Consider the following 22,569-nt stretch of genomic DNA (forward strand, 5'->3'; position numbering starts at 1 on the left):
CTGGGATCAGAGGCCGGGAATGCTCCCGTACTATCGCGATCGGAGTCGGCCTGCCGGGGAGATGAAGGAGGAGGGTGTGGAAGTTCGCACCAGCAACGAGCCACTGTGGTTACGGTCGGGCCAACGACTTCCGGAGCATACCGCGGGCGCCACCGCGCCGTCGGCCGAGGAAACCGTCCGATGAGCGAGGAGGGCGCCGACCTACGCTGTGCGGGATGCGCGGCGGTCGGACTCGACAGCCGCCGGTGCGCGTCTTGCGATCTCGAACTCGGTTACCGGTACGTGGCGCTGCCCGGGAACGATCCGGCGCCGTGCGCCGACTGCGGGGGAGACCGGTTCCACGACGACGGCCGCTGCGCGCAGTGCGGCCGGTCCCGGACGATGCCGGATCGCTTCGACACCGATCTCGGCGCGGTCGCGGTGCTCACCGATCGTGGCATCGTCCACGCGCGCAACGAGGATGCCGTGGCGGCCGGGGTGCTCGAAGCCGTGGTGCCCGGGGCGCCGAGCACCGTCGTGATCGCGGTGAGCGACGGCGTGTCGACCTCCTCGCGGCCCCAGGTGGCCTCCGGTGCGGCGGTCCGGGCAGGCGTCGGCGCCACCGCCGCCGCGCTCGCCGCCGGACAGCCCGCGGCCGAGGCGATCATGACCGGGCTCGCGGCCGCGGCGCAGGCTGTCCGCGACGTCGACGTGCCCGACGGTCCGGCGCCGTCGTGCACCTACGTGTCCGCCATCGTGTCGCACCACGGCGCCGAGACCGACGTCACCGTGGCCAACGTCGGAGACAGCCGGGCATATTGGCTGCCCGCCGACCAGGGCGGCGAGCCCGCCCAACGGTTGACCGTGGACGACTCGTGGGCGCAGGCGCTGGTCGACGCCGGTGCGATGGACGAGCGCGCCGCGATGGCCGACCCGAGGGCGCACACGCTGATCCGCTGGCTCGGCGCGGACAGCCCGGCGCAGCCCTGGGCGGACAACTGCGTGCGGACGGTGCGCGTCTCGGGACCGGGCATGCTGCTGCTGTGCTCCGACGGACTGTGGAACTATGCGCCCGCCCCGTCCGCGCTGGCCGAGCAGGTGGCGGGTGCGGCTCCCGCGTCGGCGGCCGTCGCACTGGCGGAGTTCGCCTTGCGTTGCGGCGGCGGTGACAACATCACGGTCGCGCTGGCGCCCGTCCCGTGGGAGGGCCGTTCAGCGGTTCCATAGACAGCGATGTTCATGGTTGCGTATGGTCGTCGACTATGACGAAGTTCGCCGGCAAAACTTGCCTGATCACCGGCGCGGCCAGCGGTCTCGGTCGCAGCACGGCGCTCGCGGCCGCGGCCAAGGGCGCCGCGCTCGTGCTGACAGATATCGCCGCCGAGGGTCTGGCACGGACCGCCGCCGACGCGCGCGCCGCCGGCGCGACCGTCCACCTGGCCACGGCGGCCGACGTGAGTGATTACGACCAGGTCGTCGCGCTCGCGGCCGAGGCGCACGACGCGGTGGGCAGCGTCGACATCGTCATGAACGTGGCGGGCATCGCCACCTGGGGCACCGTCGACCGGCTGACCCACAGCCAATGGCGGCGCACCATCGACATCGACCTCATGGGCCCGATCCACGTGATCGAAGCGTTCGTTCCGCCGATGATCGCGGCCGGACGCGGCGGTCACGTGGTGAACGTGTCCTCGGCCGCGGGCTTGTTCGGGTTGCCCTGGCACGCCCCCTACAGCGCGAGCAAGTTCGGCCTGCGCGGAGTGTCGGAGGTACTGCGCTTCGATTTGGCGCGCCACCGCATCGGCGTCAGCCTGGTGTGCCCGGGTGCGATGGCCACGCCCATGGTCGACAGCGTCGACATCGCGGGCGTCGACCGCACGGCCGAGGCGGTACAGCGTGGCATGGCGCTGTTCATGCGGCACGCGGTCACCCCGGAGGCCGCGGCCCGATCGATCGTGCGCGGCGTGGAGCGCAACCGCTACCTGGTCTTCACCTCGCCCGACATCCGTGTCGGCTTCTGGGCGCAGCGGTACTTCCCGCCCGCCTACAACGCCGCGATGCGCGGGTTGAACTGGGCGATGAACCGCTATGTCCAGGAGAAGGCGGGCGCCGCCGCCAGCTGAGCGGCCCGACGTCGGTCGCGCCGGACGGACGGCGGGAAACCATTGGACGCCGCTGTGCGCGCTCGTCATGATCGACGCCATGACATCGGCTGTCTACCTGGTCACCGGCATCCAGGCCGCGGGTAAATCGACCGTCGCCCAGGCTCTGGCCGAACGGCTGCCGCGCTCGGCGCACGTGCGCGGAGACGTGTTCCGCCGATTCGTGGTGCAGGGGCGCGCGGAGATGAGCGCCGTCCCCTCCCCGGACGCGATCGCCCAGTTGCGGTTGCGGCATCGGTTGGCCGCCGCTACGGCCGACACGTACGCCGAGGCGGGGTTCACGACGGTCCTGCAAGACGTCTTCCTCGGCGAATTCCTGCCCTGGACGGCGGATCTGATTCGCACCCGGCCGCTCTATGTCGTCGTGCTGGCGCCGCGCCCGGAGGTGGTCGCCGCACGCGAGGCCGGGCGCGGCAAAGCCGCCTACGACGAATTCACTGTCGCGGCCCTGGACAGGGTGCTGCGCGAAGATACGCCCCGAATCGGTCTGTGGCTCGATACCTCGGAGTTGACGGTGCAGCAGACGGTCGATCGGATTCTCACCGACGCCAGGCCGGTGCGGCACTGAAGCCCCGGTCGCGGTGCGAGCTGGGTGCGGTCACCGGGAATCGCGCGGCACTTGCAGGGGAGTGAGCGAACTGGTGGCCGGGCCTTCGAGCAGTGTGCCGTCGGGGGCGAAGCGCGAACCGTGCAGCGGGCAGTCCCAGGTGCGTTCGGCATCGTTCCAGCTGAGGATGCCGTACAGGTGCGGGCAGACGGCGGAGACCCGGTTGGTGACGCCGTCCACCGTGCACACGGCGGTCGGATGCAGGCCTTCGCGCAGTACCGTGCCGCAGCCTTCGGCGGGAGCGACGCCGTCGTGGTGCGTCGCGACGCGCAACCAGCCCGCCGAAAGCTGTTGCGCCACCGCGCTGTTGGTCTTCGTCACCGCGGGCAGCGCCTTGAGTTCGTCCGGGCGCCAGCTGGCCAGTGCGCCCGCCCAGCGCGGCGGCGCTCCGGTGAGCCGTCCGGCCAGCGCGATGGCCGCGGCGACGCCATTGGTCAGACCCCACTTGGCGTAGCCGGTGGCCAGCTGGATCTCGTGCTGTCCGGGTAGCAGCGGACCCACGTAGGGCAGCTCGGCGACCGGCGAGTAGTCCTGGGCGGACCAGCGGTGCGTCGGCTCGGCGCTGGGGAACCACGTTCGCGCCCAGCTCACCAGGTCTTCCACTTTCTCGCGGGTCGATCCGCCGCGGCCGACGACGTGGCCGTTGCCCCCGACCAGCAGGAGCTCTCCGTCCGGTCCCTCCGCGCGACGCAGGGAGCGGGTAGGGCTGCCGGCACTGATGTACATATCGCGCGGAATCGGCTCGTCGAGGGTGAACGCCGCCAGATAGGAGCGTTGCGGGACGAGGCGGGCGAAGAACCCGCCGCGATCGAGGATGGGTGTGCCGGTGGCCAGCACCACCCGGCGCGCGCCGAGGTCGCCGTGTTCGGTCGAGACGACGAGGTCACCCTGCGCGCCGTGATGCACGCCGCGTACCAGGGTGGATTCGTAGATCGGCGCGCCGTGCGCCTCCACGTCGGCCGCGAGCGCGGCCAGCAGCGCCATCGGGTCGAGCTGCGCCTGATCGGCCAAGCGGACCGCGCCGTGCGCGGGGAAGGGCGCGTCCAGGTCGCGGAGCAGTTCGGTGGGCAGTCCCGCCTTCTGGGTCGCGGCGTACTCGGCGCGCACGGCCGACATCTCGTCGTCGTTCTGCGCGTAGGTCAACGCGGCTACGCGATCGACCGCGACGCCGTGCGCGGCGCAGAAACGCAGCAGCCATTCCTGCCCTTCCCGATTCGCCGCCACATAGTCGCGCAGGACATCGTCGGAATGGTGCCGGGCGATCTGCTGAGCCCGAGTCCCTTGCAGCAGACTGATTTTGCCGGTGGTGGCGCCGGTCGTCCCCGCCCCGACGCGCCTGCCTTCGACGACGGCGACCTCCACGCCCTGCTCGACCAGCAGCAGCGCGGTCACCAGTCCGGTGAGCCCACCGCCGATCACCACCGTGTCGAAGCGCGATCCCGGCGTCAACCGCAACCGCGCCGGGACCTGCGCTTCGTGCAACCATAGGGACGTCATAAGCCCGAGATAGCCGGTCTCGACGAGGTGAAACGCCCGTGCCGCATCCTCGTCACACCCGCACCCGGCCGCTGAGCTGCCGATCCGCCGCGGCGAGCACTTCGGCCGCGCTGATCATCGCCAGGCCGGGCGCGGGAGTGCCCGCCAGTGGATCGCTCACCCGCCCGGCCCAGAGGGCGACATGCGCCTCGCGCTCGGGCGGCGGCCCCCAGATCGCGGGCGAATCTGGGCCGAAGATCAGCACCGATGGGGTGCCGAACGCCGTGGCCAGATGGCCCACACCGGTGTCGCCGCTCAGCACGATAGCCGCGTCGGCCACGGTCACGGCCAGCTGTCGCAGCGTGAGTTCGCCTGCCAGCACACTACTTTCGGGGAGCCCGGCCTGTTCGGCCACATCGCGTGCGAGCGGGCGGTCGGCGGCACTGCCGACGACACGCACCGGGCAGCCCCAGTCGCGCAGGCCGGCCGCCACGGCCGCGAACCGTTCGGCGGGCCAGCGTCGGGCGGGCGCGCCGCCGGGATAGACGACGATGCAGCGGCGCTCGCCGGTGCTCTCCGGTGGCGGGGTGATGTCCAGTCGCGCCGGGTCGGCGGCGATGCCCGCCCACTCCAGCAGCCGGCACCACTTCACGGTCTCGTGCAGGCCGGGCTCCCACCGTGGGCCCGGGAGCTGGGGGAAATCTTTGTGACGATAGGCGATCGTCCGTTCCGGATCGATCGCGAGCAGCGCACCGGTGCTCTCGGCCGCGGCGCTGTGCAGATCGACCGCGAAAGCGGGCGGCGGCGCGTTCCAGCGCAATGCGCCCGCCATCGGTGTGGCGTGCAGGTCATCGACGCAATTCGCCAATTCGATCACCGGCCGTAGCCAGCCGGGTGCGGCGAGGACGAGCCGGTGTCGCGGGTGGGCGTCGTGCAATGCGCGCAGGGCGGGAATCGCGGTCAAAAGCTCCCGCAGCCCATGCGCGCGCAGTGCGAGCGTGACAGTCACGGAATGCCTCCAGATTCGGCGCTGTCGGCACAGACCCCGCCACCGGGTCGACGTCGTCGGCGGCCCGGGGCGGGTGTGCCACAAAGCTTCGAGGTAGACGCGTCTCGAAGCCCGCCGGTCAGTGCGCTCCCCGACGCCGTTGTCGAGGGTTGCGCCGCAGTCCGGCGGCACTCCCACCGGGTTCGGCGCCTGGATGACCACGGTGGGAGTGGTATTTGCGTGGCGCGTTATTTCGGCACGAAAATGCCGGTGAGATCGGCCTTCCTGATCGGGGTGTCCGGGTTGGCCTGTGCCGCGCACATCAGCTTGATCGCCGCGATAGCGGCATCGACGGTCCGCGCGTCGGGCGTCCCGTCGCCTTCACGTTCCTGCTCGAGGAATTTCTCGGTGGTGATGCGCTGCTTGTCGGGATCCTGGGCGACATATTCGTTGCACGGGGTGTCGCCGCCCTTGTTCACGATCTTCTCCGGCTCGTCGCCGCACCCTCCCGCACACACCGCCAGCGCCGCCAGAACGGCGATACCCATCCGGCCGGGCCGGCCCGTGGCGCTCATCGGCCGAACCCCGCCAGCGCCGAGGCCAGATCCGGCACATCGAGCGCCTCGACAGCTTGCTGACGCACGTCGGGGCAGGTCTGCGTGGTGATGGCGTCGATCCTGCCGCGATCGGTGACGACCACATCGTTCAGGCCGCCGTTGCGGGCCGCCCAGTTGTGCACGGTGCCGTTGAACGTCACCTTGGCCACCGTCGCGCCCTGCCCGCGCCAGGTGTCGATATCGGCGCGCATCATGTCGCACAGCTGCTGCGCGTCTTCGGTGGTGATCTGGTCGGTGTTCGGTACCTGCGCGGTGGTCGGGCCCGGCATGGTGATCGAGACGGTCGCCGGCTCGGGCGTCGACGCGCCCGGATCACCATCGTCGCTCGAACATGCCGTGAGCGCCGAACCGGCCGCCAGTGCGCCGACGAGCAGCGCGAGGCGACCGAAGGGCCGGTTGAGCTGGTGTGTCATTCTTTCTCCCTCGTAGTCGACCGCCGATCAGTGACCGGCGGCGTCCCGCAGCCGTTTGCCTTCGCGCACTTTGATTCGGCGGTGCTCGACGACGATCACGACGACGCCCACGAGGATGCAGAGACCGCTGACCACCCCGGCGATCACCGCCCAGCCGGCGAATCCGTACCCGGCGGCGGTGAGCGTGAGCGCGAGGCTCACGATGCCGATGCCGACCAGGATGATCCCGGGCCAGTTGCGGGCGTCTTCGATGGATTCTCCGGCGTGTGAGCGGGAGGTGCGGGTGTCGTCGGGAAACGTGTGGGACCGGTGCTGCTCCCCAGCGCCGGATCCCGCGCTCGACTCGTTCGGTGCTGGCAGCATCGGATGTCCTTTCTCCTGAGCGGCAACGATTTCGGTGCGCGGCAGCCCCCGGTCCCGCAGCGTTCGATTCGGGCCATCCGGGGCGGCCATACCGGACGGATGCCCGCGTTAGCGGATCCGAAACGGGGGTACGACGTGAGCGAGTAGCCCGTTTGGTGGGCGCTCGTAACGGCGAGAAGTCCCAGGAGGACCCCTATGACAACAGCACGGGACATCATGACCCCGAATGTGGAATGCGTTCGGTCCAGCGACACGGTGGTCGCGGCCGCGCAGCGAATGGCGGAGCTGAACGTCGGCGCCTTGCCCATCTGCGGCGAGGACGACAAGTTGAAGGGAATGCTCACCGACCGCGACATCGTCGTCAAAGTGATCGCCCAGCGCAAGGACCCGCTCGGGGTCGACGCGGGCGAGCTCGGCGGAGAGTTGGTCACCGTGGACGCCGACGACGACGTGCGCAAGGTGATGTCGGTGATGTCGCAGCATCAGGTACGCCGCGTGCCGGTGCTGGAGCAGGGCCGGCTGGTCGGCATCATCGCGCAGGCCGACGTGGCGACCATGGTGGACAACACCCAGTCCGGCAGCACGGTGGAGGCCATCTCGACCGACTTCTGAGCTCGGCCTGCTCAGACCGCGGCAGGGTGCAGGTCGTAGACCGCGTACGCCGCACGGATCACCGGCTGGGCGACATTACGCACCCGGATGCCGCCCGGCGTGGTGCCGCGCTCCGCTCCCGCGTGCGCGTGCCCGTGCAACGCCAGGTCGGCGCCGTGCTCATCGATCGCCTCGCCGAGCAGGTAGGAACCGAGGAACGGGTAGATCTCCCTCGGCTCGCCGTGCAAGGTGTCGCTGACCGGGGAGTAGTGCGTGAGCGCGACGGTGACGTCGGTGTCCAATGTCGCCAGCGCCTCGCCGAGCGCGGCGGCCACGTCCACGGTGTGCGCGGCGAATTCTCGCATGATGGGTTCCCCGAAGACGCTCGCGCATTTGCCCGCGAACCCGCCGCCGAAGCCTTTCGTGCCCGCGACCCCGAGCGTGCTCCCGTCGAGGTTCAGGGTCACCGCGGACCCTTCCAGGACCGTGATGCCGTGGTCGTCCAGGACGGTGGCGATCTCCTCTTCGGCGTCGCCGTGGTAGTCGTGATTGCCGAGAACGGCGACGACCGGCACGCCCAACTCGGCGAATTCCGCCGCGACGACCCTCGCTTCGTCGACGGTGCCGTGGCGCGTCAGGTCGCCCGCCAGCAAGAGCGCGTCCGCGCGCGCGGGGAGGTCGTGCAGGGCGGGCCGCCACTGCCCTTGTGAATCCGCGCCTAGATGTACGTCGCCGACCGCGGCTATCCGCATGCCGCTCAACTCCTTTCGGGTCCGTCCTGCTCCATCGTCTCGGTGTCGACGGGCGCCGTGGGACGGGTGACATGGACGTCGTTGTGGATCCGCGCGGACGGAAGCTGCTCCCGCACAATGGTTTCCATCTGCTGTTTACGCTGCTCGCTGCTGACCTCGCCGCCGAGCACCACGACGTCGCCGCGAATGGTCACCTGCACACCGAGTTCGGCGGTGCGAGGGTCCTCGGCGAGCGCCCGGCGCAGTCGGGCGACAAGGTATTGCGGCTGCTCCATCTACTCCACCTTTCCGGTGCGGGTGATGCCGAGATCGTCCAGCAGGCCCATGAAGGCCCGCGCGTAGGGCGAGGCCTTGGTCTGCTCGCGCGCCGACTCCCAGTCCACCTGTTCGCGTAGGTCGCGCGCGATGTGCAGGATCGGGCTCAAATCGAGGCGGTGCGCGTCGAAGACGAGCATCTTGTCCACCATCAGATCGGTACCGCTGATCACCGGAGCCTTGGCGGGCCCGATCCGCATCTCCGTGGCCCGGTCGAGCAGTTCGTCGGTCACGTCGCGATCGTTCGGGCGGTGGATCACGTCGACGAGAATGTCGTCGGCGTAGACCTTGCGCAGCCAGTTCTCCGGCGGGTCGCACACCCGCAGACCCGCGCGGGCCAGTGTCTGGATCGCCCGCGCGCTGTCCTCCGGTTTCACGAAGATGTCGACGTCGTGCTGGGAGGCGGGGCCGCCGCGGGCATAGACCGCGCAGCCGCCCGCCACCGCGAAACGGATGTCCGTCGCGGCCAGTGCGTTCACCGTGCGGGTGAGCGCGTGCAGCAGCTGATCGGTAGTCGCAACCATGCAGCGGTGGTACCCGGCGGACGCCGGGTTAATCGGCGTTTCTCCGGGTATGCGACCGGGTACCGGGGGCTCGCACGCGGCACCGTACCGGGCTTTCGGGCCATCGGCTGCGGGACCGGAAGGAGCGGCTCATGCCCAAGACGACAGCACGCGGTGGAGTCAAGAAATCCGAGTTGCCGAGCACTTTGGAGCGGTCGGAGGAGAAGGCGCAGCGCACCTTCGCCGAGGCGCACGACGCCGCGCTCGAACAGTACGACGGCGACGAGGAACGCGCCCATCGCGTCGCCTACGCCGCACTGAAGCACAGCTACGAGCGGGTCGGCGACCGTTGGGAGCCCAAGCCCAGCCGTGGCCCCTCCGACGAACGCGCCGAACAGGGCGGCCCGAACTCGCGGGGGGAGACCGCCGAAGGCGTGGATGCCAACGCTTCGAAGGAGCATCTGCTGGGCATCGCCCGGCGGCTGGCGATTTCCGGGCGCTCACGGATGACCAAGGACGAACTGGTCGAGGCGATCGAGAAACGCAATCGCCAGGAGGCAGCGCGTGCCCGAGAATGACGACGCCTGGGCGCGCCGCGAGCGTGGCGAGACCGAACTCGAACGACTCGACCGGAATTGGGGCAGTCTGGTCCAGGAACTGCGGGTGGTGCAGACCGGTGTGCAGTTCCTGTTCGGGGCGTTGCTGATCCTGCCGTTCCAGGCGTCGTTCGGCACACTGTCACCGGGGATGCGGGCCCTGTACATAGCCACCCTGGCCGCTGTGGTCGGGGCGACGGTGTTCTTGATCGCGCCGGTGTCCTGGCATCGGATCCTGTTCCGCCGGCATCGCCTGGGCAACGTCGTCGCCGCGGCGCACCGCTGTGCGATGGCAGGCGTCGCGCTGCTGGGGCTGGCGTTGATCGGTGCGGTGGTTCTTGTGGTGGACTACGTGACCGGGGCGGCCGCCGCGGTGGTGACCGGCGTGGTCACCGTTGCGCTGTTCGTCTCGACCTGGCTCGTCGCGCCGTGGCGCTGGCGCCGCGCGTCGGAGAAGGACGTCGACCGCTGCTGACTCACCGGGCCCAGGACACGACCTCTCCCGCGCGGGCGGGAGCACCGCGGTGGTAGGCGCTGAGCGTTTCGGTCGCCACCCGGTCCCACGAATTCCGGCTAGCGGCTCGCTGATAGCCCGCGGCGCCCCATGTTTCGCGCAACGTCGAGTCGGTGAGCAGCGGGCGCACCGCCCGTGCGATCGCGTCGGGTTCGGGCGGGGAGGCGAACCGCCCGGTGACGCCGTCGACCACCGTGTCCAGCAGACCGCCGACCGCGGTGGCGACCACCGGCTTCCCGCACGCCATCGCCTCCAGCGCCACCCGGCCCGATGTCTCGTACCAGGGTGTGCAGAGCACGACGTCGGCGGAGCGGTACAGCCGCGGCAGCATCGGCCGCGATACCGATCCGGCCAGCCGAAGTCGTTCGCGCACACCGTGATCCGAGGCGATACGGCGCAGCCTGCGGCCTTCGGCGTCGTCTTCGTCATCGGCGGCGGGACCGCCCGCGATCACCAGCTCGGTGTCCGGGAGGTCCGGCAGCGCCTTGATGACCGGGTCGAATCCGCTGCGCCGCACCAACTCTCCCGCCGCGACCAATCGGTAGGTGGCATGCCGGTCGGCGGCGGCGCCCTCCGGGGTGAACGTGGTGAGATCCACCCCGCACGGCACCATCGAGATGCGGAATCGCGGCACCCCCATCCTGGCCAGCTCCGCTACCTCCTCGGAGGAGGTCGCCACGACGTGCGCCGCTCGCGTCGCGATGAGCCGCTCGAACCGGATGCGCGAGCGAGGGCTCGGGTCGGCGAGACCTTCGCAGCGTCGCTGCACGGTGCCGAGCCCGTGGAAGGTGAGCACCACCGGGATGCCGTGCGCGCGTGACGCCAGCTCGGCCGCGAGCCCGGACTTCCAGTAGTGCGCGTGCACGAGGTCCGGTTGCTCGGCGTTCCAGTGCCGCCGCAGGAAGGTGCCGAAGTCGCCGAGATAGGGCAGTGTCCGATCGATGGGCAGCGGAGTCGGCGGTCCGGCTTGGACGTGCACTACCCGGTAGCCGCCCTCGGCGATCAGCTCGGTGGGTGCGCGCGGACCGGTGCGGCGGGTATAGACCGTCACCTCGTGCCCGCGCCGCGCATACGCCGCGGACAGTTCGGCCACATACCGGCCCCGGCCGCGCCCATCGGCGGGACCTTCTTCGGCGAGCGGGCTGGCGTCTTCGGAAACCATGGCAATCTTCACCGGGTGCTCCGTTCTCGTCGCGGGCGCGCGAATCCGCGCGGCTGCCCTACGACCGGCATCGCGTGACGTTCGGGATAGATGTTCGGGGTATGCCCCGGGGCGGCCCGATGAAACCCCACTTCAGCGGCCATATCACCAGCCGAACGGTCGGTTCGTACCGGTGGGCGCAGCGTCCGGCGGCGGTCACGTTCTCCTACCGAACGCTGTCGATCGCGGGTCGGCCGTGCCACACTGTAGGGAGGTTGAGATCACAGCCGACCCCGGTTCGACGCATTCGGCGCAGCCGGTCGATGGGACGGCACGGCAACCGATTCGCGTTCGCGCCGCCCCTCGCCCCGAAGCGCCGCCGAGGACTGGATACCCCCTACACGGGAGGTTCGACTTGTCTGCCATTTCTCTGCTACGGGAGCACGCGGAGGGCGTGCATCTCAATGGTTCGGGACCGGGACGTCGTAGGGACAGCCGGTTGTGGGCACAGCGGGTGGACCGCCGCCGCGAATGCGTGGTGGTTCGAGTCGAAGGCGAGTTGGACGCCGCCGTGTCGGCCGAGTTCTTCGAGACGGTCGACCGTGCGTTGCAGTCCCCGTGCGATGCCGTGGTGATCGATCTGCGGGCGGCGAGGTTCATGAGCCTGCGCGCTGCCGTGCGGCTCGGCGCGCTGCGCAGGGACGGGGTCGGCCGTCCGGATCTGCGCATCGTCGCGGGCGGGTCGGGAGTGGAGCGGGCACTCGAGGTGACCGGCGTGCGGTCGTTGTTCTCCAGTTACTCCTCCATGCGGACCGCCCTCGACGCCTGAGCGGGCGCCGCCGCGGAGCCTGCCGGTGCGACCCGACCCGATCCGGTCACATCAGGTGCACCGGCATCGGATACTTCAGCGGTGAGTGATAGTAGGTCGGTGCAGCCTGAGGACGCTCTCGCGCTGGACCAGGTGATCGGCAAGGGAACACCGCAGAGTGTCGGCAGTTTCCGATTCTGGTTCGCCGATCAGCGCTGGGAATGGTCGGATGAGGTCGCGTCGATGCACGGCTACACACCGGGGACCGTGACGCCGACCACGGAGTTGCTGCTGCGGCACAAACACCCGGAGGATCGTGACGCGGTGGCCAGCGCCTTGGCGCGATCGGTCGCGGACGAGGAACCGTTCTCCAGCCGACATCGCATCATCGACACCACGGGCATCGTGCGCCACGTGATCCTGGTCGCCGATCGGTTGGCCGACGAGTCCGGTGCGGTGGTCGGCACCTCCGGGTACTACGTCGACGTCACCGAGACCCTCGAGGAGCACCGGCAAGAGACGCTCGACGGCGCCCTGCCCGAGCTCTACGCCGCCAGGGCGGTGATCGAACAGGCGAAGGGGGCGCTCATGCTGGTCTACGGCATCGGTCCCGAGCAGGCGTTCCGGGTGCTGAGCTGGCGATCGCAGGAAACCAACGTCAAATTGCGCACCCTGGCCGCGCGTCTGGTGGCCGATCTGCGGGGCCTCGCGGGCATCACGCCGGGTCTGCGGACCGAGTTCGATCATTTGCTGCTCACCGCCCACGAGCGCATCGACGGCGTCTGACGGGCGTTTCGATCCGCCTGCGGCGGGTACGTCCTCGACGAGGAACGGGCGGTCATTCTGCTCCACCGTCCGCGGCGTCGGCGGTGTTCCGGTGGCTCAGCAGAACCCGCAGCGGTATCCAGGCCACAGGGCATTGGCTGCGAGGACAAGGTGGTGATGGGCAATGGGGGAGTGGACTTTCCGATCCTCTACCGAGACGACGACAGTCGGGGTACGGGTGCCCGCCCGGCTGGAGCAGTTGACCATGCTGCGCGCGCTCGCGGAGACCGTTGCCCTCATCGCCGACTTCGCCTTGGACGAGGTGACCGACATCCGGCTCGCGCTCGACGAGGTGGCGACCTCGCTCATCGTGGACGCGGCCGCCGGTTCGATGATCGACTGCGAGTTCACCTACGACACGGACAAGATGTTCGTGCACGTGTCCTCGGTGGCGGCGACCGATTCGGTGGTCGGCCGAGCCGGCTTCGGCTGGCACATCGTGCGGACCTTGACCGACTCGATCGCCGCGGCTCAGGGTTCCTACGACAGCGTGCTGGGCGGATATCCGACCGTGATCGACTTCAGCTGGGTGCGGGGGGCGCCGAATGGCAGGTGAGCCGAGGTCGCGCGGGGACACCTACGACAACATCGAGCCGCTGTTCGAGAAGATCGCCGCTCTGGACCCGGACGATCCGCGCCGCGAGCCGATGCGCCAGCAGCTGATCGAACGCTGTCTTCCGCTGGCCGAGCACATCGCCCGCAAGTTCGCCGGGCGCGGCGAGAACTTCGACGACCTGCTGCAGGTCGCACGCCTGGGATTGGTGCAGGCGGCCGACCGCTTCGACGTCGCGCGTGGGTCGTCGTTCCTGTCCTTCGCGGTGCCCACCATCATGGGGGAGGTCAGGCGGCATTTCCGGGACAACACCTGGGCCGTGCGGGTGCCGCGCCGGACGAAGGAGATCCAGCTGAGCATCGGCCCCACCGTCGAAACGCTGTCGCAGCGGCTGGGCCGGATGCCGCGAGCCAGGGAGATCGCGGCGGCGCTGGACGTCGATCTGGTCGAAGTGACCCAGGCTCTGATCGCGGGCAACGCCTACCAGTCGTCCTCCATCGACGCGGTCGCAGGCGCGGACGTCGAGAGCGCTCCGCAGCCGCTGCTGGACAGCCTCGGGATCGAGGAGACCTCCTATCACTTGGTCGAAGACGTCATGGCGGTGAAACCGCTGCTCGGGGAGCTTCCCGAGCGGGAGCGTCAAGTACTGATCATGCGATTTTTCGAGTCGTTGACCCAGAACCAGATCGCCGAGCGGCTCGGCGTGTCCCAGATGCATGTCTCGCGCATCCTGTCCAGGACGTTGAACTCGCTGCGCGAGCAAGCGCTGCGGGACTGAGCGTCGGTCGCTACACCGGATTCGGCGGCGCCGGGTCCGGCGACGGACCGGGCAGCCCGGGGTCCGGCGACGGGCTGCCCGGGTCCGGCACCGGGGGCGTCGGCGACGGACCGGGCGGTCGCGGCGCGGGGCCGGGGACCGGCGGCAGCGGATGCGGATCGGGTTCCGGCGGAACGGGATTCGGATCCGGAATAGGGTCCGGCTCGGGAATCGGCGGTACCGGGTCCGGTTCGGGAATCGGCGGCACCGGGTCCGGTTCGGGTGTGGGTGGGACCGCTTGCGCCGCGTTGACGCTGGACATGCGAACTCCTCCTCATGGTCGGCGATCGCCGTGCGCCGCGGCGAAACCCGCGCGTCCGGCCGATCATCGGGCGGTTACCCATCGATCGCCGGACGAACCGGGCCGCGCCGGTGCGGTGCCCGGTCCGGCCGACCAGTTTGCGGATCATGTCCCACGGGTAGTCAGACAGGAGCCGGAGAACAGATGCCGATGGCTCGAGGAGCTCGTCATGACCGACCAGCGCCCACTACGCACCCGGAATCCGCGGTTCGGGCCGGGTGGTGCAGCGCCGACCCAGGCCGAGGGGATTTCCGTCACCAGGAATCACGACGTCATCCGTCGCTGGGCCGAGCAGCGCGGCGCCCGGCCCGCGACCGTGCCGGGCAGCGAGTACAACGGACGGCTCGGGGTGCTGCGCTTCGACTTCCCCGGGTACGGGGGCGCCGTTCTGCGCAGGGTGGGATGGGACGAGTGGTTCGCCACGTTCGACGACAGGAAGCTGCGTTTCTGGTACCAGGAGCCGAGCTCCGACCGTCCGCCGAGCAACTTCAACCGCTTGGAGCCGCCGCGATAGCCGGTGGACCGCTGGAACGGGCGTGAGGCCGGTCACCGCCGCGTGTTCGTGACCGGAACATGCGAAGTATGTGATGCAGAGCACTAATTCGCGGTGACCTTCGCTATCGGCCCCGTGGTCGACGCGCGCGCAGGGGTATTCGGCGGTGCGATCGAAAAGCTTTGTCGCTGAGGTAGTTTCGCGCCTAAGTGCTCCTTCGGCGGGTTTGCCTGTTGCCGGAATGGTGGGTGGGGCTGGTCCCCCCTGTGTCCTACCGAGGCGTCCGTGCGTATAGCGTCGAGAGAAGAACGAAGGGGCCCGCATCGGTCTGCCGGACGTTTACCGGCCGCGGACACGGGTACTCCCAGCCGAGCAAGGTTGCTCGAAAAGCGGAAGGTCGCGTCGGTATGGGGATGCGGTTGTCCGCATCGTGACGCGCTTCCGCATGTCTGCAAGGGATAAGGTCTTGAGCGCAAACCTGATGATCGTGGAAGACGACGACCGGGTCCGTGGTGCGTTGCGGCTCGCCATGGAGGACGAGGGTTACGACGTCGACGAGGCGGAGGAAGCCGAGGACGCGCTCACGCATCTGCGCAGTAATGGTGTTCCCGACGTGATGATCGTCGATCTGATGCTCGGTGGCATGGACGGATTCGAGTGTATTCGCGAGATCCGCCGCGACCATGATGTTCCGATCATCGTGGTCAGCGCCCGCGACGACACACACGACGTAGTGGCCGCGCTGGAGGCCGGCGCCGACGATTTCGTCACCAAGCCCTTCGAGATCAAAGAGATCACCGCCCGTATGCGCGCGGTGCGCAGGCGCTCCCGCCCCACCGCCGAACGGGAATCGCCGCAGGAAATGGTGCTCGAAGCCGATGAAACGGCGCCGCTGGTGCTCGCCCAGGACAGCGGTGTCGTTCGCCGCGGTGGCGAGGAGATCCGGCTCACGCTCACCGAATTCCGCTTGCTGTGTGAGCTGGCCGAATCGCCGGGACGGGTGCTCAGCCGCACGGTATTGCTCGAACGGGTATGGGACCGTGGTTTTTTCGGCGACGAGCGCATCGTGGACGTGCACATGCGCCGGTTGCGCACGAAGATCGAACGGGATCCGTCCGATCCGCGCATCGTGGTGACGGTGCGCGGGCTCGGCTATCGCCTCGATGTGCGGCGCTGAGCGCTGCCTCGACGCCCAACGCTGGAGTCCGAACGCCTGGAGTCTGCGCGGCCGGGTGACCGCCGTTTTCGCGACGATCGCCGCGCTGATGTCGCTGGTGCTGGTCGTCTCGGTGTTCGTGATCAGCCGCGGCTACCTGGAGGCGCAACGAGCGAACGCGGGCACCGAGTCGCCCGCCGATCTCAACGCCGATCTCGATCTGCTGCGCAACGTGCTGATCGGTTGCGCCGCCGTGGTCACCCTGATCGGGGCGGCGGTCGGCTGGTGGGCGAGCAGGCGGGTGCTCACCCCGTTGCACCAGCTCGCGGGCGCCGCCGCCCGGATCGCCTCCGGTGACCTCGGCCTGCGGCTGCCCGCGACCGCGGACCAGGACCTCGCCATCACCGTCGAGTCGTTCAACACCATGGTGGACTCGCTGCAACGGCGCATAGAGCGCGAACACCGGCTCTTCGGTGACGTCAGCCATGAGCTGCGCACCCCGCTGACCACGCTGATGGCGAGCGTGGACGTGCTCAACCGGCATCGCGGCGATCTGCCGGAACGTTCGCAGCGGGCGCTCGGCCTGGTCACCGCCGAGGTGGAGCACCTGCGCAAGCTGCTGGACGATCTGCTCGCGCTGGCCCGGGTGGAAGCGGGTATGCACCACGGCGACGCCGAGCCGCTGTCGGTGCGCGACCTGCTGGTGCACACCCTGGCCGACCGGCGCTACCCCGGCGAGCTGCTCACGGTGCGTCAGGACGTGACCGTGCGCGGCCGCAAGGTGGAGCTGGAACGTGCGGTGGCCAACCTGCTGCACAACGCCGACCGCCACGGCGGCGGTGTGGTCGCGGTCACCGTCGACCGCGACGGCACCGACGCCGTACTCACCGTCGACGACGCGGGCCCCGGCGTGGCGCCCGCGGACCGCGCCCGGATCTTCGAACGATTCGCGACCGCCCGCAGCGGCCGCCGCTCGCCCGATGGCACGGGCATCGGTCTGGCGCTGGTCGCCGAGACGGTCGCCACCCACGGCGGCCGCGTGGACTGCGCCGACCGGCCGGGCGGGGGCGCGCGATTCGTCGTGCGGTTGCCCCGGCTCGGCGACATCCATCCGTAATACGACCGTAAAGAAGTCGACTGGTTCACCTCAAAGTCGCTTCGTAAGCCTGGATAAGTACTGCTGACCGACGAGGAGTTGTATGTCACTGCCAACCCTGTCCCCAGCGGAGATCGAGCGATCGCGCGTCGACAACGCCGCGGCCGCCCTGGGAGCCACCCCGAGCCGGAAAGACACCGGACGGGCCGTGGTCCTGCGCACGCCCCGGTTGGGCGACGGCGCTCCGATGTGGCGAATCGCCAAGGATTCCGCGGTGCTCGACGTCAATTCGAGCTACGCCTACCTGATGTGGTGCCGGGATTTCGCCGGAACCTCGGTGGTCGCCGAATCGGACGGCCGCGTCGTGGGATACGTGATCGGATTCGTCCGCCCGCAGGCCCCCGACACCGTCTTCGTCTGGCAGATCGCGGTGGACCGTGCGCAGCGTGGCCGCGGCATCGCCGCCGAGCTGCTGCATACGTTGCTCAACAGTGTTGCCGCGCAGGGCGTTTCGGTGCTCGAGACGACGATCTCGCCGGACAACGCCGCTTCCGTCGCGCTGTTCACGTCGGTGGCGAAGGAGAGGGACGCGGATCTGACCAAGCGCCCCTTGTTCGACGCCGGCGTCTTCCCCGACAACCACGCACCCGAAGACCTGTATCGCATCGCCCCGACCGCCCGCACCACCGAGGAGGATCACCGATGATCAACGCCGACACCACTGTTTTCGAGAGCCTGGAGTCGAACGTGCGCGGTTACTGCCGCGCCTGGCCCACCGTGTTCACCACCGCGAAGGGCAGCTGGCTGCGCGACGAGGAAGGCAAGGACTACCTGGACTTCTTCGCGGGCGCGGGCGCGCTGAACTACGGCCACAACAACGACGTGCTCAAGCGCTCGCTGCTGGACTACATCGCGAGCGACGGCATCACGCACGGCCTGGACATGTCCACCCCGGCCAAGCGGGAACTGCTGGAGACGTTGCGCGACACCGTCTTCCTTCCGCGCGGGCTGGACTACAAGGTCCAGTTCCCCGGCCCGACCGGCGCCAACGCGGTCGAGGCGGCGCTCAAGCTGGCCCGCAAGATCACCGGCCGGGAAACGATCGTCAGCTTCACCAATGCCTTCCACGGCATGACCCTCGGCGCGCTGTCGGTGACCGGAAACGCGGCCAAGCGCGCGGGCGCGGGTGTGCCGCTGGTGCACGCCGCGCACATGCCCTACGACGGCTATTTCGACGGCACCACCGCCGACTTCCAGTGGATGGAGAAGGTGCTCGACGACACTTCGTCGGGCTTCGACCGCCCCGCCGCGGTGATCGTGGAGACCGTGCAGGGTGAAGGCGGCGTCAACGTAGCCCGCGCCGAGTGGCTGCGCCACCTCGCCGGTCTGTGCGCGGAGCGGGACATCCTGCTGATCGTGGACGACGTGCAGATGGGCTGCGGGCGCACCGGACCCTTCTTCTCCTTCGAGGTCGCGGGCATCACGCCCGACATCGTGACGCTGTCGAAGTCGATCGGCGGCTACGGCCTGCCGATGGCGCTGGTGCTGTTCAAGCCGGAGCTGGACGAGTGGTCGCCGGGCGAGCACAACGGCACCTTCCGCGGCAACAACCCGGCATTCGTCACCGCCACGACCGCGCTGCGCCACTACTGGTCCGACGGCGCACTGCAGACCGCGACCCTGGCCAAGGGTGAGAAGATCGCGCGCACTCTGGGTGAGCTGGCCGGATACTTCCCCGGTATCTCGACCCGTGGACGCGGCTTGGTGCACGGCGTCGTGTTCGACGACCCCTCGCAGGCGGGCAAGGTCTGCCAGATCGCCTTCGAGCGCGGCCTGCTGGTGGAGACCTCCGGTTCCACCGACGAGGTGGTGAAGCTGCTGCCGCCGCTCACGGTCACCGAGCAGGAGCTCGACCAGGGTCTGCACATCCTCTCCGGCGCCGTCGAGTCGGTGTGCGGCGGAATGGGGGCGATCGCATGATCGTGCGCACGACCGCGGAGATCACCGGCACCGAGCGTGACGTGGCGGGCGCGGGCTGGCGCAGCAAGCGCATCGTTCTCGGTGGCGACGGCGTCGGCTTCTCCTTCCACGAGACCACCATTGACGCGGGCACGGTGCACGAGTTCCACTATGTGCACCACGTGGAAGCGGTGTGGCTCATCGAAGGCGAGGGCACTCTCACCGATCTGGACAACGGCGTCACCTACGAGCTCACGCCCGGCTCGATGTATCTGCTCGACGGACATGAACGTCACCGCCTGGAGGTGCGCACCACGATGCGGATGATGTGCGTGTTCAACCCGCCGGTGACCGGGCAGGAGGTTCACGACAGTAACGGCGTCTACCCGCTGGTCGCCGCGACGATCGGAGGTTGAGAACACCAATGGTTCTGCAGCACACCGAAACCCCGCCCGAGACGGCTCGCTACGATCGCTACCCGACCCGTCTCGGCGCGCCCGCTCCGCACTTGGAGCGTGCCGACCCCGCGGTGTGGGGGGAGGTCGAGAGCCCGGAGCTCGCCTCGTTCGACGCCGACGGGTTCGCCATCCTCGACCAGCTGCTCACGCCCGACGAAGTGACCGAATTCAGCGGCGAGATCAGCAGGCTCGCCAGCGACCCGGCTCTGCGTGAGGACGACCGGGTCATCGTGGAGAAGTCGTCGAACCGGGTGCGCTCGGTCTTCGAAGTGCACAAGCTGAGCGAGGCGATCGCCGACCTGGTGCGTCAGCCGCGGGTGCTCCAGCTGGCCGAGCAGGTGCTGGGATCGCCGGTGTACGTGCACCAGAGCCGGGTGAACTACATGCCCGGCTTCCGCGGCACCGGCTTCTACTGGCACTCCGATTTCGAGACCTGGCACGCCGAGGACGGCATGCCTGCGCCGCGTGCGGTGAGTCTGTCGATCGCGCTGACCGACAACTACCCGATCAACGGCAGTCTCATGGTGATGCCGGGCTCGCACCACACCTTCGTGCCGTGCCTGGGCAGCACCCCGGCGGAGCACTATCGGGAGTCGTTGCAGGAGCAGGAGATCGGCGTGCCGACGACCGACGACATCACCGCGCTGGCGAACCGCTACGGGATCAGCCAGTTCACCGGCCGGGCCGGCTCGGCGCTGCTGTTCGACTCCAACCTGATGCACGGGTCGTCGAACAACATCACGCCGTTCCCGCGATCGAACATCTTCGTGGTGTTCAACAGCGTGCACAACACGCTCGTCGAACCGTTCGCCGCGCCCGCGCCGCGACCGGGCTACATCGGCAGCCGCGACTTCACGCCGCTGTCGGCCTGATTCAGAGCCGCCCCGCGCGTGCGGCTCGCCCCGACGGTGGGGCGCGCCGCACGCGCGGGGCGTTTCGCAGGGCATGCGGCCCCGACCATAGGTACCGGGTCACGGGACGCGCCGGATCGCCTCCGGAGTGAGGTCGGCGATGGTCGGGTACCCGTCCACCGCCATGAGCAGGTCGGCCTCGGCCAGCAGCGAACGCAGCACGTGCACGAGGCCGTCGACACCGCCGAGGGCGAGCCCGTACGGATAGGGGCGGCCGATACCCACGGCCGTCGCGCCGAGGGCCAGCGCTTTGACGATATCGGCTCCGGTGCGGACGCCGGAGTCGAACAGCACGGGCAGGCCGTCGGCCGCCGCCACCACCTCCGGCAGATGCTCGATCGCCGGGATGCCGCCGTTGGCCTGCCTGCCGCCGTGATTCGAGCAGTAGATGCCGTCGACGCCCGCGTCCTTGGCCCGCCGCGCGTCGTCGGGATGACAGATGCCCTTGAGCACGAGCGGCAGGTCGGTCAACGACCGCAGCCAGGCCAGGTCGTCCCAGGTCAGCGCATTGCCGAACAGTGAGATCCAGGTCAGGATGGCGGTTTTCGGGTCCTGCTCGGGCGGGCTGGGCAGCAAGGCGCGGAACACCGGATCGCTGAAGTAGTTGGCCAGGCAGTGCCCGCGCAGCTGCGGGAAGTTGGACGTCGCCAGATCGCGCGGTCGCCAGCCGGGCACCCAGGTGTCCAGGGTGACCACGATGGCCTTGAAACCCGCGGCCTCCGCCCGGCGGACCAGGCTCTGCGCCAGATCCCGGTTGGTCGGGGTGTAGAGCTGGAACATGCCGGGGGTGTCCCCGAACTCCGCCGCCACGTCCTCCAGCGGATCGACGGTGAGAGTGGAGGCGACCATCGGGACGCCGGTGCGCGCGGCGGCCTTCGCGGTGGCGATGTCGCCGTGCCCGTCCTGGGCGCACAGTCCGATCACGCCGACCGGGGCCAGGAAGATCGGTGTCGGCAGCGCCATCCCGAACAGCTCGATCGAAAGGTCGCGCGTTTTGCTCGCGCACAGCATGCGGGGGATCAGGCCCAGTTTCTCGAAAGCCGTCACATTGGCACGCTGGGTGAGTTCGTCGCCCGCACCGCCCGCCACATACGACCAGATGCCCGGCGGCAGTGCCGCCCGGGCCTTCGCCTCCAGGTCGGCGTACGTCATCGGAAGATCGGGCAGCACACCCCCGAGCCCCTGGAAATAGATCTCGTTCTGGTAGTCGCCGAAGTTGGTCACGCTGCTCCTGTCCACGTCTCGATGCATGAATGTATCCGATACGTTCTTGTAGGGATCTCGCTTCCGGTCAGGCGCGCAGCGCGCGATACAGGGTCAACCAGCGATCCGGGGAGACCAGCCCGACCGGCTGTTCGAGTGGTATCCCGGCCAGTGCGCAGGCACTGCGCACGGTTCGGCCCGGGAACTCTCGACGCAACGACGCCGCGACGCTGCCCCCGACGCCGGAGAAACCCAGCTCGACCACCTGGCGGTAGTCAGCGATCCGCTCGCGCGGCAGCAGCGCGACGGGCCGGTTGCGCAGCCGCAGGACGGCGGCGTCGACCTGGGGCACCGGATGGAAGCTGTGCCTGCCGACGCGCGCTCCGAGTTCGATCGCCGTCGTGGGCCAGTGGCCGACGGTGAGCTTGGTCCACCGGCCGTAGGCGCCGGAGTGCTTGCGGGCGAACTCGAGCTGGGTGAGCAGGGTGGCGCAGGTGAGTGCTCGCGCCGCCAGGCACCAGCGCACGATGTCGGTCGTGATGGCGAACGGCACGTTGGCCACGACCGCGAACGGCTCACGTGGCGGACGCACGGTACGGAAGTCCTGGTGGTACAAGCGGATCCGGGGATCATCGGCGTATCGGCGGCGCAGTAGGGTCGCGTAGCGCCGGTCCTTCTCATAGGCGCGCACCCGGCCTGCCGTGCCGAGCAGTTGCCTGGTCAGCATGCCGTCACCGGGGCCGATCTCGAGGACGAGGTCGTCGCCGGTGACGCCGGAGGTGCGCACGATCAACCGGGCGGCGCGGGCATCGGTGAGGAAATTCTGCGACAGCCGCTTGCGCGTGGTCGTGGCGTGGCCGTCGTTGCCGCGGGCATGCGGAACAGAACGATGACGGGACATGGGTGTCCTCCGAACGGAGTGGTCGAATCAGGAAGGTTGATTCGCCCGGACCCATGCCAGGGCACGAAAAG

Annotated in this window: 29 protein-coding genes; 17 read left to right on the forward strand and 12 right to left on the reverse strand. The window is 69.4% G+C overall.

Annotated elements, in window-relative coordinates; translation table 11 throughout:
• Positions 1 to 180 precede the first annotated feature (180 nt).
• The 3 genes from LTT66_RS28150 to LTT66_RS28160 all read left to right on the forward strand — a co-directional run bounded on the left by LTT66_RS28150 (position 181) and on the right by LTT66_RS28160 (position 2,709).
• Positions 181 to 1,206, forward strand: coding sequence for a PP2C family protein-serine/threonine phosphatase (locus LTT66_RS28150; protein WP_233061558.1), 1,026 nt, complete (start codon positions 181 to 183; stop codon positions 1,204 to 1,206).
• 35 nt (positions 1,207 to 1,241) lie between these two features.
• Positions 1,242 to 2,102, forward strand: coding sequence for an SDR family oxidoreductase (locus LTT66_RS28155; protein WP_043691426.1), 861 nt, complete (start codon positions 1,242 to 1,244; stop codon positions 2,100 to 2,102).
• A gap of 79 nt (positions 2,103 to 2,181) precedes the next feature.
• On the forward strand, positions 2,182 to 2,709 hold the full coding sequence (locus LTT66_RS28160) for an AAA family ATPase (protein WP_233061560.1): 528 nt from the start codon (positions 2,182 to 2,184) through the stop codon (positions 2,707 to 2,709).
• A 30-nt stretch (positions 2,710 to 2,739) separates the two neighbouring features.
• On the opposite strand, the gene LTT66_RS28165 is transcribed toward LTT66_RS28160, so the two are convergent.
• From LTT66_RS28165 to LTT66_RS28185, 5 genes are all read right to left on the reverse strand, one after another.
• Positions 2,740 to 4,245, reverse strand: a complete 1,506-nt coding sequence (locus LTT66_RS28165; protein WP_233061562.1) for an FAD-dependent oxidoreductase — start codon at positions 4,243 to 4,245, stop codon at positions 2,740 to 2,742.
• Positions 4,246 to 4,297: 52 nt separating this feature from the next.
• Positions 4,298 to 5,233, reverse strand: coding sequence for a glycosyltransferase family 9 protein (locus LTT66_RS28170; protein ID WP_233061564.1), 936 nt, complete (start codon positions 5,231 to 5,233; stop codon positions 4,298 to 4,300).
• 227 nt (positions 5,234 to 5,460) lie between these two features.
• Positions 5,461 to 5,787 carry a hypothetical protein gene (locus LTT66_RS28175; protein WP_233061566.1) on the reverse strand — a complete coding sequence of 109 codons (327 nt, stop codon included), beginning with the start codon at positions 5,785 to 5,787 and terminating at the stop codon, positions 5,461 to 5,463.
• Complete coding sequence (locus tag LTT66_RS28180; protein ID WP_233061568.1) at positions 5,784 to 6,242, reverse strand: hypothetical protein; 459 nt, start codon at positions 6,240 to 6,242, stop codon at positions 5,784 to 5,786. Before LTT66_RS28180 ends, LTT66_RS28175 begins: the two co-directional genes overlap by 4 nt.
• Before the next feature lie 27 nt (positions 6,243 to 6,269).
• Positions 6,270 to 6,605: a hypothetical protein gene (locus LTT66_RS28185; RefSeq protein WP_233061570.1), complete on the reverse strand. Its 336-nt coding sequence runs from the start codon at positions 6,603 to 6,605 to the stop codon at positions 6,270 to 6,272.
• A 195-nt stretch (positions 6,606 to 6,800) separates the two neighbouring features.
• Here LTT66_RS28185 and LTT66_RS28190 point away from each other — a divergent pair, with 195 nt between their 5' ends.
• On the forward strand, positions 6,801 to 7,217 hold the full coding sequence (locus LTT66_RS28190) for a CBS domain-containing protein (RefSeq protein WP_181725256.1): 417 nt from the start codon (positions 6,801 to 6,803) through the stop codon (positions 7,215 to 7,217).
• A gap of 11 nt (positions 7,218 to 7,228) precedes the next feature.
• Here LTT66_RS28190 and LTT66_RS28195 read toward each other — a convergent pair whose 3' ends face one another.
• Genes LTT66_RS28195 through LTT66_RS28205 form a run of 3 tightly spaced genes read right to left on the reverse strand, consistent with a single transcriptional unit; the run spans position 7,229 to position 8,787 of the window.
• Positions 7,229 to 7,948 (reverse strand): metallophosphoesterase family protein, encoded by a 720-nt coding sequence (locus LTT66_RS28195; protein WP_233061572.1) that lies wholly within the window; start codon positions 7,946 to 7,948, stop codon positions 7,229 to 7,231.
• A 5-nt stretch (positions 7,949 to 7,953) separates the two neighbouring features.
• A complete protein-coding gene (locus LTT66_RS28200) occupies positions 7,954 to 8,223 on the reverse strand; it encodes a BON domain-containing protein (RefSeq protein ID WP_181725252.1) in 270 nt (89 codons plus the stop codon).
• The gene (locus LTT66_RS28205; RefSeq protein WP_043691449.1) at positions 8,224 to 8,787 is read right to left on the reverse strand and encodes a nucleotidyltransferase family protein; all 564 of its coding nucleotides are present in this window, start codon (positions 8,785 to 8,787) and stop codon (positions 8,224 to 8,226) included. It lies immediately after the preceding gene.
• 131 nt (positions 8,788 to 8,918) lie between these two features.
• On the opposite strand from LTT66_RS28205, the gene LTT66_RS28210 reads away from it, so the two are divergent.
• Positions 8,919 to 9,344, forward strand: a complete 426-nt coding sequence (locus LTT66_RS28210; protein WP_233061574.1) for a ChaB family protein — start codon at positions 8,919 to 8,921, stop codon at positions 9,342 to 9,344.
• A complete protein-coding gene (locus LTT66_RS28215; RefSeq protein ID WP_233061576.1) occupies positions 9,331 to 9,837 on the forward strand; it encodes a DUF6328 family protein in 507 nt (168 codons plus the stop codon). The genes LTT66_RS28210 and LTT66_RS28215 overlap by 14 nt, the downstream gene beginning before the upstream one ends.
• 1 nt (position 9,838) lies before the next feature.
• On the opposite strand, the gene LTT66_RS28220 is transcribed toward LTT66_RS28215, so the two are convergent.
• Positions 9,839 to 11,050, reverse strand: a complete 1,212-nt coding sequence (locus LTT66_RS28220) for a glycosyltransferase (RefSeq protein ID WP_233061578.1) — start codon at positions 11,048 to 11,050, stop codon at positions 9,839 to 9,841.
• A 382-nt stretch (positions 11,051 to 11,432) separates the two neighbouring features.
• Between LTT66_RS28220 and LTT66_RS28225 the strand changes: the two genes are divergently transcribed.
• The 4 genes from LTT66_RS28225 to LTT66_RS28240 all read left to right on the forward strand — a co-directional run bounded on the left by LTT66_RS28225 (position 11,433) and on the right by LTT66_RS28240 (position 13,981).
• Positions 11,433 to 11,846, forward strand: coding sequence for an STAS domain-containing protein (locus LTT66_RS28225; protein ID WP_233061580.1), 414 nt, complete (start codon positions 11,433 to 11,435; stop codon positions 11,844 to 11,846).
• Positions 11,847 to 11,927: 81 nt separating this feature from the next.
• On the forward strand, positions 11,928 to 12,611 hold the full coding sequence (locus LTT66_RS28230) for a PAS and ANTAR domain-containing protein (RefSeq protein ID WP_408638682.1): 684 nt from the start codon (positions 11,928 to 11,930) through the stop codon (positions 12,609 to 12,611).
• Positions 12,612 to 12,774: 163 nt separating this feature from the next.
• On the forward strand, positions 12,775 to 13,206 hold the full coding sequence (locus tag LTT66_RS28235; RefSeq protein WP_233061582.1) for an ATP-binding protein: 432 nt from the start codon (positions 12,775 to 12,777) through the stop codon (positions 13,204 to 13,206).
• Positions 13,196 to 13,981 carry an RNA polymerase sigma factor SigF gene (locus LTT66_RS28240; protein ID WP_195102052.1) on the forward strand — a complete coding sequence of 262 codons (786 nt, stop codon included), beginning with the start codon at positions 13,196 to 13,198 and terminating at the stop codon, positions 13,979 to 13,981. The genes LTT66_RS28235 and LTT66_RS28240 overlap by 11 nt, the downstream gene beginning before the upstream one ends.
• Before the next feature lie 10 nt (positions 13,982 to 13,991).
• Here the strand turns inward: LTT66_RS28240 and LTT66_RS28245 are convergent, their stop codons facing one another.
• The gene (locus LTT66_RS28245) at positions 13,992 to 14,282 is read right to left on the reverse strand and encodes a hypothetical protein (RefSeq protein ID WP_233061584.1); all 291 of its coding nucleotides are present in this window, start codon (positions 14,280 to 14,282) and stop codon (positions 13,992 to 13,994) included.
• A gap of 208 nt (positions 14,283 to 14,490) precedes the next feature.
• On the opposite strand from LTT66_RS28245, the gene LTT66_RS28250 reads away from it, so the two are divergent.
• The 7 genes from LTT66_RS28250 to thpD all read left to right on the forward strand — a co-directional run bounded on the left by LTT66_RS28250 (position 14,491) and on the right by thpD (position 20,355).
• A complete protein-coding gene (locus LTT66_RS28250) occupies positions 14,491 to 14,835 on the forward strand; it encodes a hypothetical protein (RefSeq protein WP_233061586.1) in 345 nt (114 codons plus the stop codon).
• A gap of 445 nt (positions 14,836 to 15,280) precedes the next feature.
• Positions 15,281 to 15,991 (forward strand): response regulator transcription factor, encoded by a 711-nt coding sequence (locus LTT66_RS28255; RefSeq protein WP_233061588.1) that lies wholly within the window; start codon positions 15,281 to 15,283, stop codon positions 15,989 to 15,991.
• On the forward strand, positions 15,978 to 17,087 hold the full coding sequence (locus LTT66_RS28260; RefSeq protein ID WP_233061590.1) for a sensor histidine kinase: 1,110 nt from the start codon (positions 15,978 to 15,980) through the stop codon (positions 17,085 to 17,087). The genes LTT66_RS28255 and LTT66_RS28260 overlap by 14 nt, the downstream gene beginning before the upstream one ends.
• Positions 17,088 to 17,313: 226 nt before the next feature.
• Positions 17,314 to 17,772 (forward strand): diaminobutyrate acetyltransferase, encoded by a 459-nt coding sequence (gene ectA / locus LTT66_RS28265; protein WP_228820790.1) that lies wholly within the window; start codon positions 17,314 to 17,316, stop codon positions 17,770 to 17,772.
• A complete protein-coding gene (ectB, locus tag LTT66_RS28270; RefSeq protein WP_233061592.1) occupies positions 17,769 to 19,046 on the forward strand; it encodes a diaminobutyrate--2-oxoglutarate transaminase in 1,278 nt (425 codons plus the stop codon). Before ectA ends, ectB begins: the two co-directional genes overlap by 4 nt.
• Positions 19,043 to 19,441 (forward strand): ectoine synthase, encoded by a 399-nt coding sequence (locus tag LTT66_RS28275; RefSeq protein WP_233061594.1) that lies wholly within the window; start codon positions 19,043 to 19,045, stop codon positions 19,439 to 19,441. Before ectB ends, LTT66_RS28275 begins: the two co-directional genes overlap by 4 nt.
• A gap of 8 nt (positions 19,442 to 19,449) precedes the next feature.
• The gene (gene thpD / locus LTT66_RS28280; RefSeq protein WP_233061596.1) at positions 19,450 to 20,355 is read left to right on the forward strand and encodes an ectoine hydroxylase; all 906 of its coding nucleotides are present in this window, start codon (positions 19,450 to 19,452) and stop codon (positions 20,353 to 20,355) included.
• A 99-nt stretch (positions 20,356 to 20,454) separates the two neighbouring features.
• Here the strand turns inward: thpD and LTT66_RS28285 are convergent, their stop codons facing one another.
• Together LTT66_RS28285 and erm are read right to left on the reverse strand one after the other, a co-directional pair.
• Positions 20,455 to 21,618: a lactate 2-monooxygenase gene (locus LTT66_RS28285; protein ID WP_233061598.1), complete on the reverse strand. Its 1,164-nt coding sequence runs from the start codon at positions 21,616 to 21,618 to the stop codon at positions 20,455 to 20,457.
• A 67-nt stretch (positions 21,619 to 21,685) separates the two neighbouring features.
• Positions 21,686 to 22,498, reverse strand: coding sequence for a 23S ribosomal RNA methyltransferase Erm (erm, locus tag LTT66_RS28290; protein ID WP_233061600.1), 813 nt, complete (start codon positions 22,496 to 22,498; stop codon positions 21,686 to 21,688).
• Positions 22,499 to 22,569: the final 71 nt, after the last annotated feature.

Source organism: Nocardia gipuzkoensis, assembly GCF_021183645.1.
Taxonomy (GTDB): Bacteria; Actinomycetota; Actinomycetes; order Mycobacteriales; family Mycobacteriaceae; genus Nocardia; species Nocardia abscessus.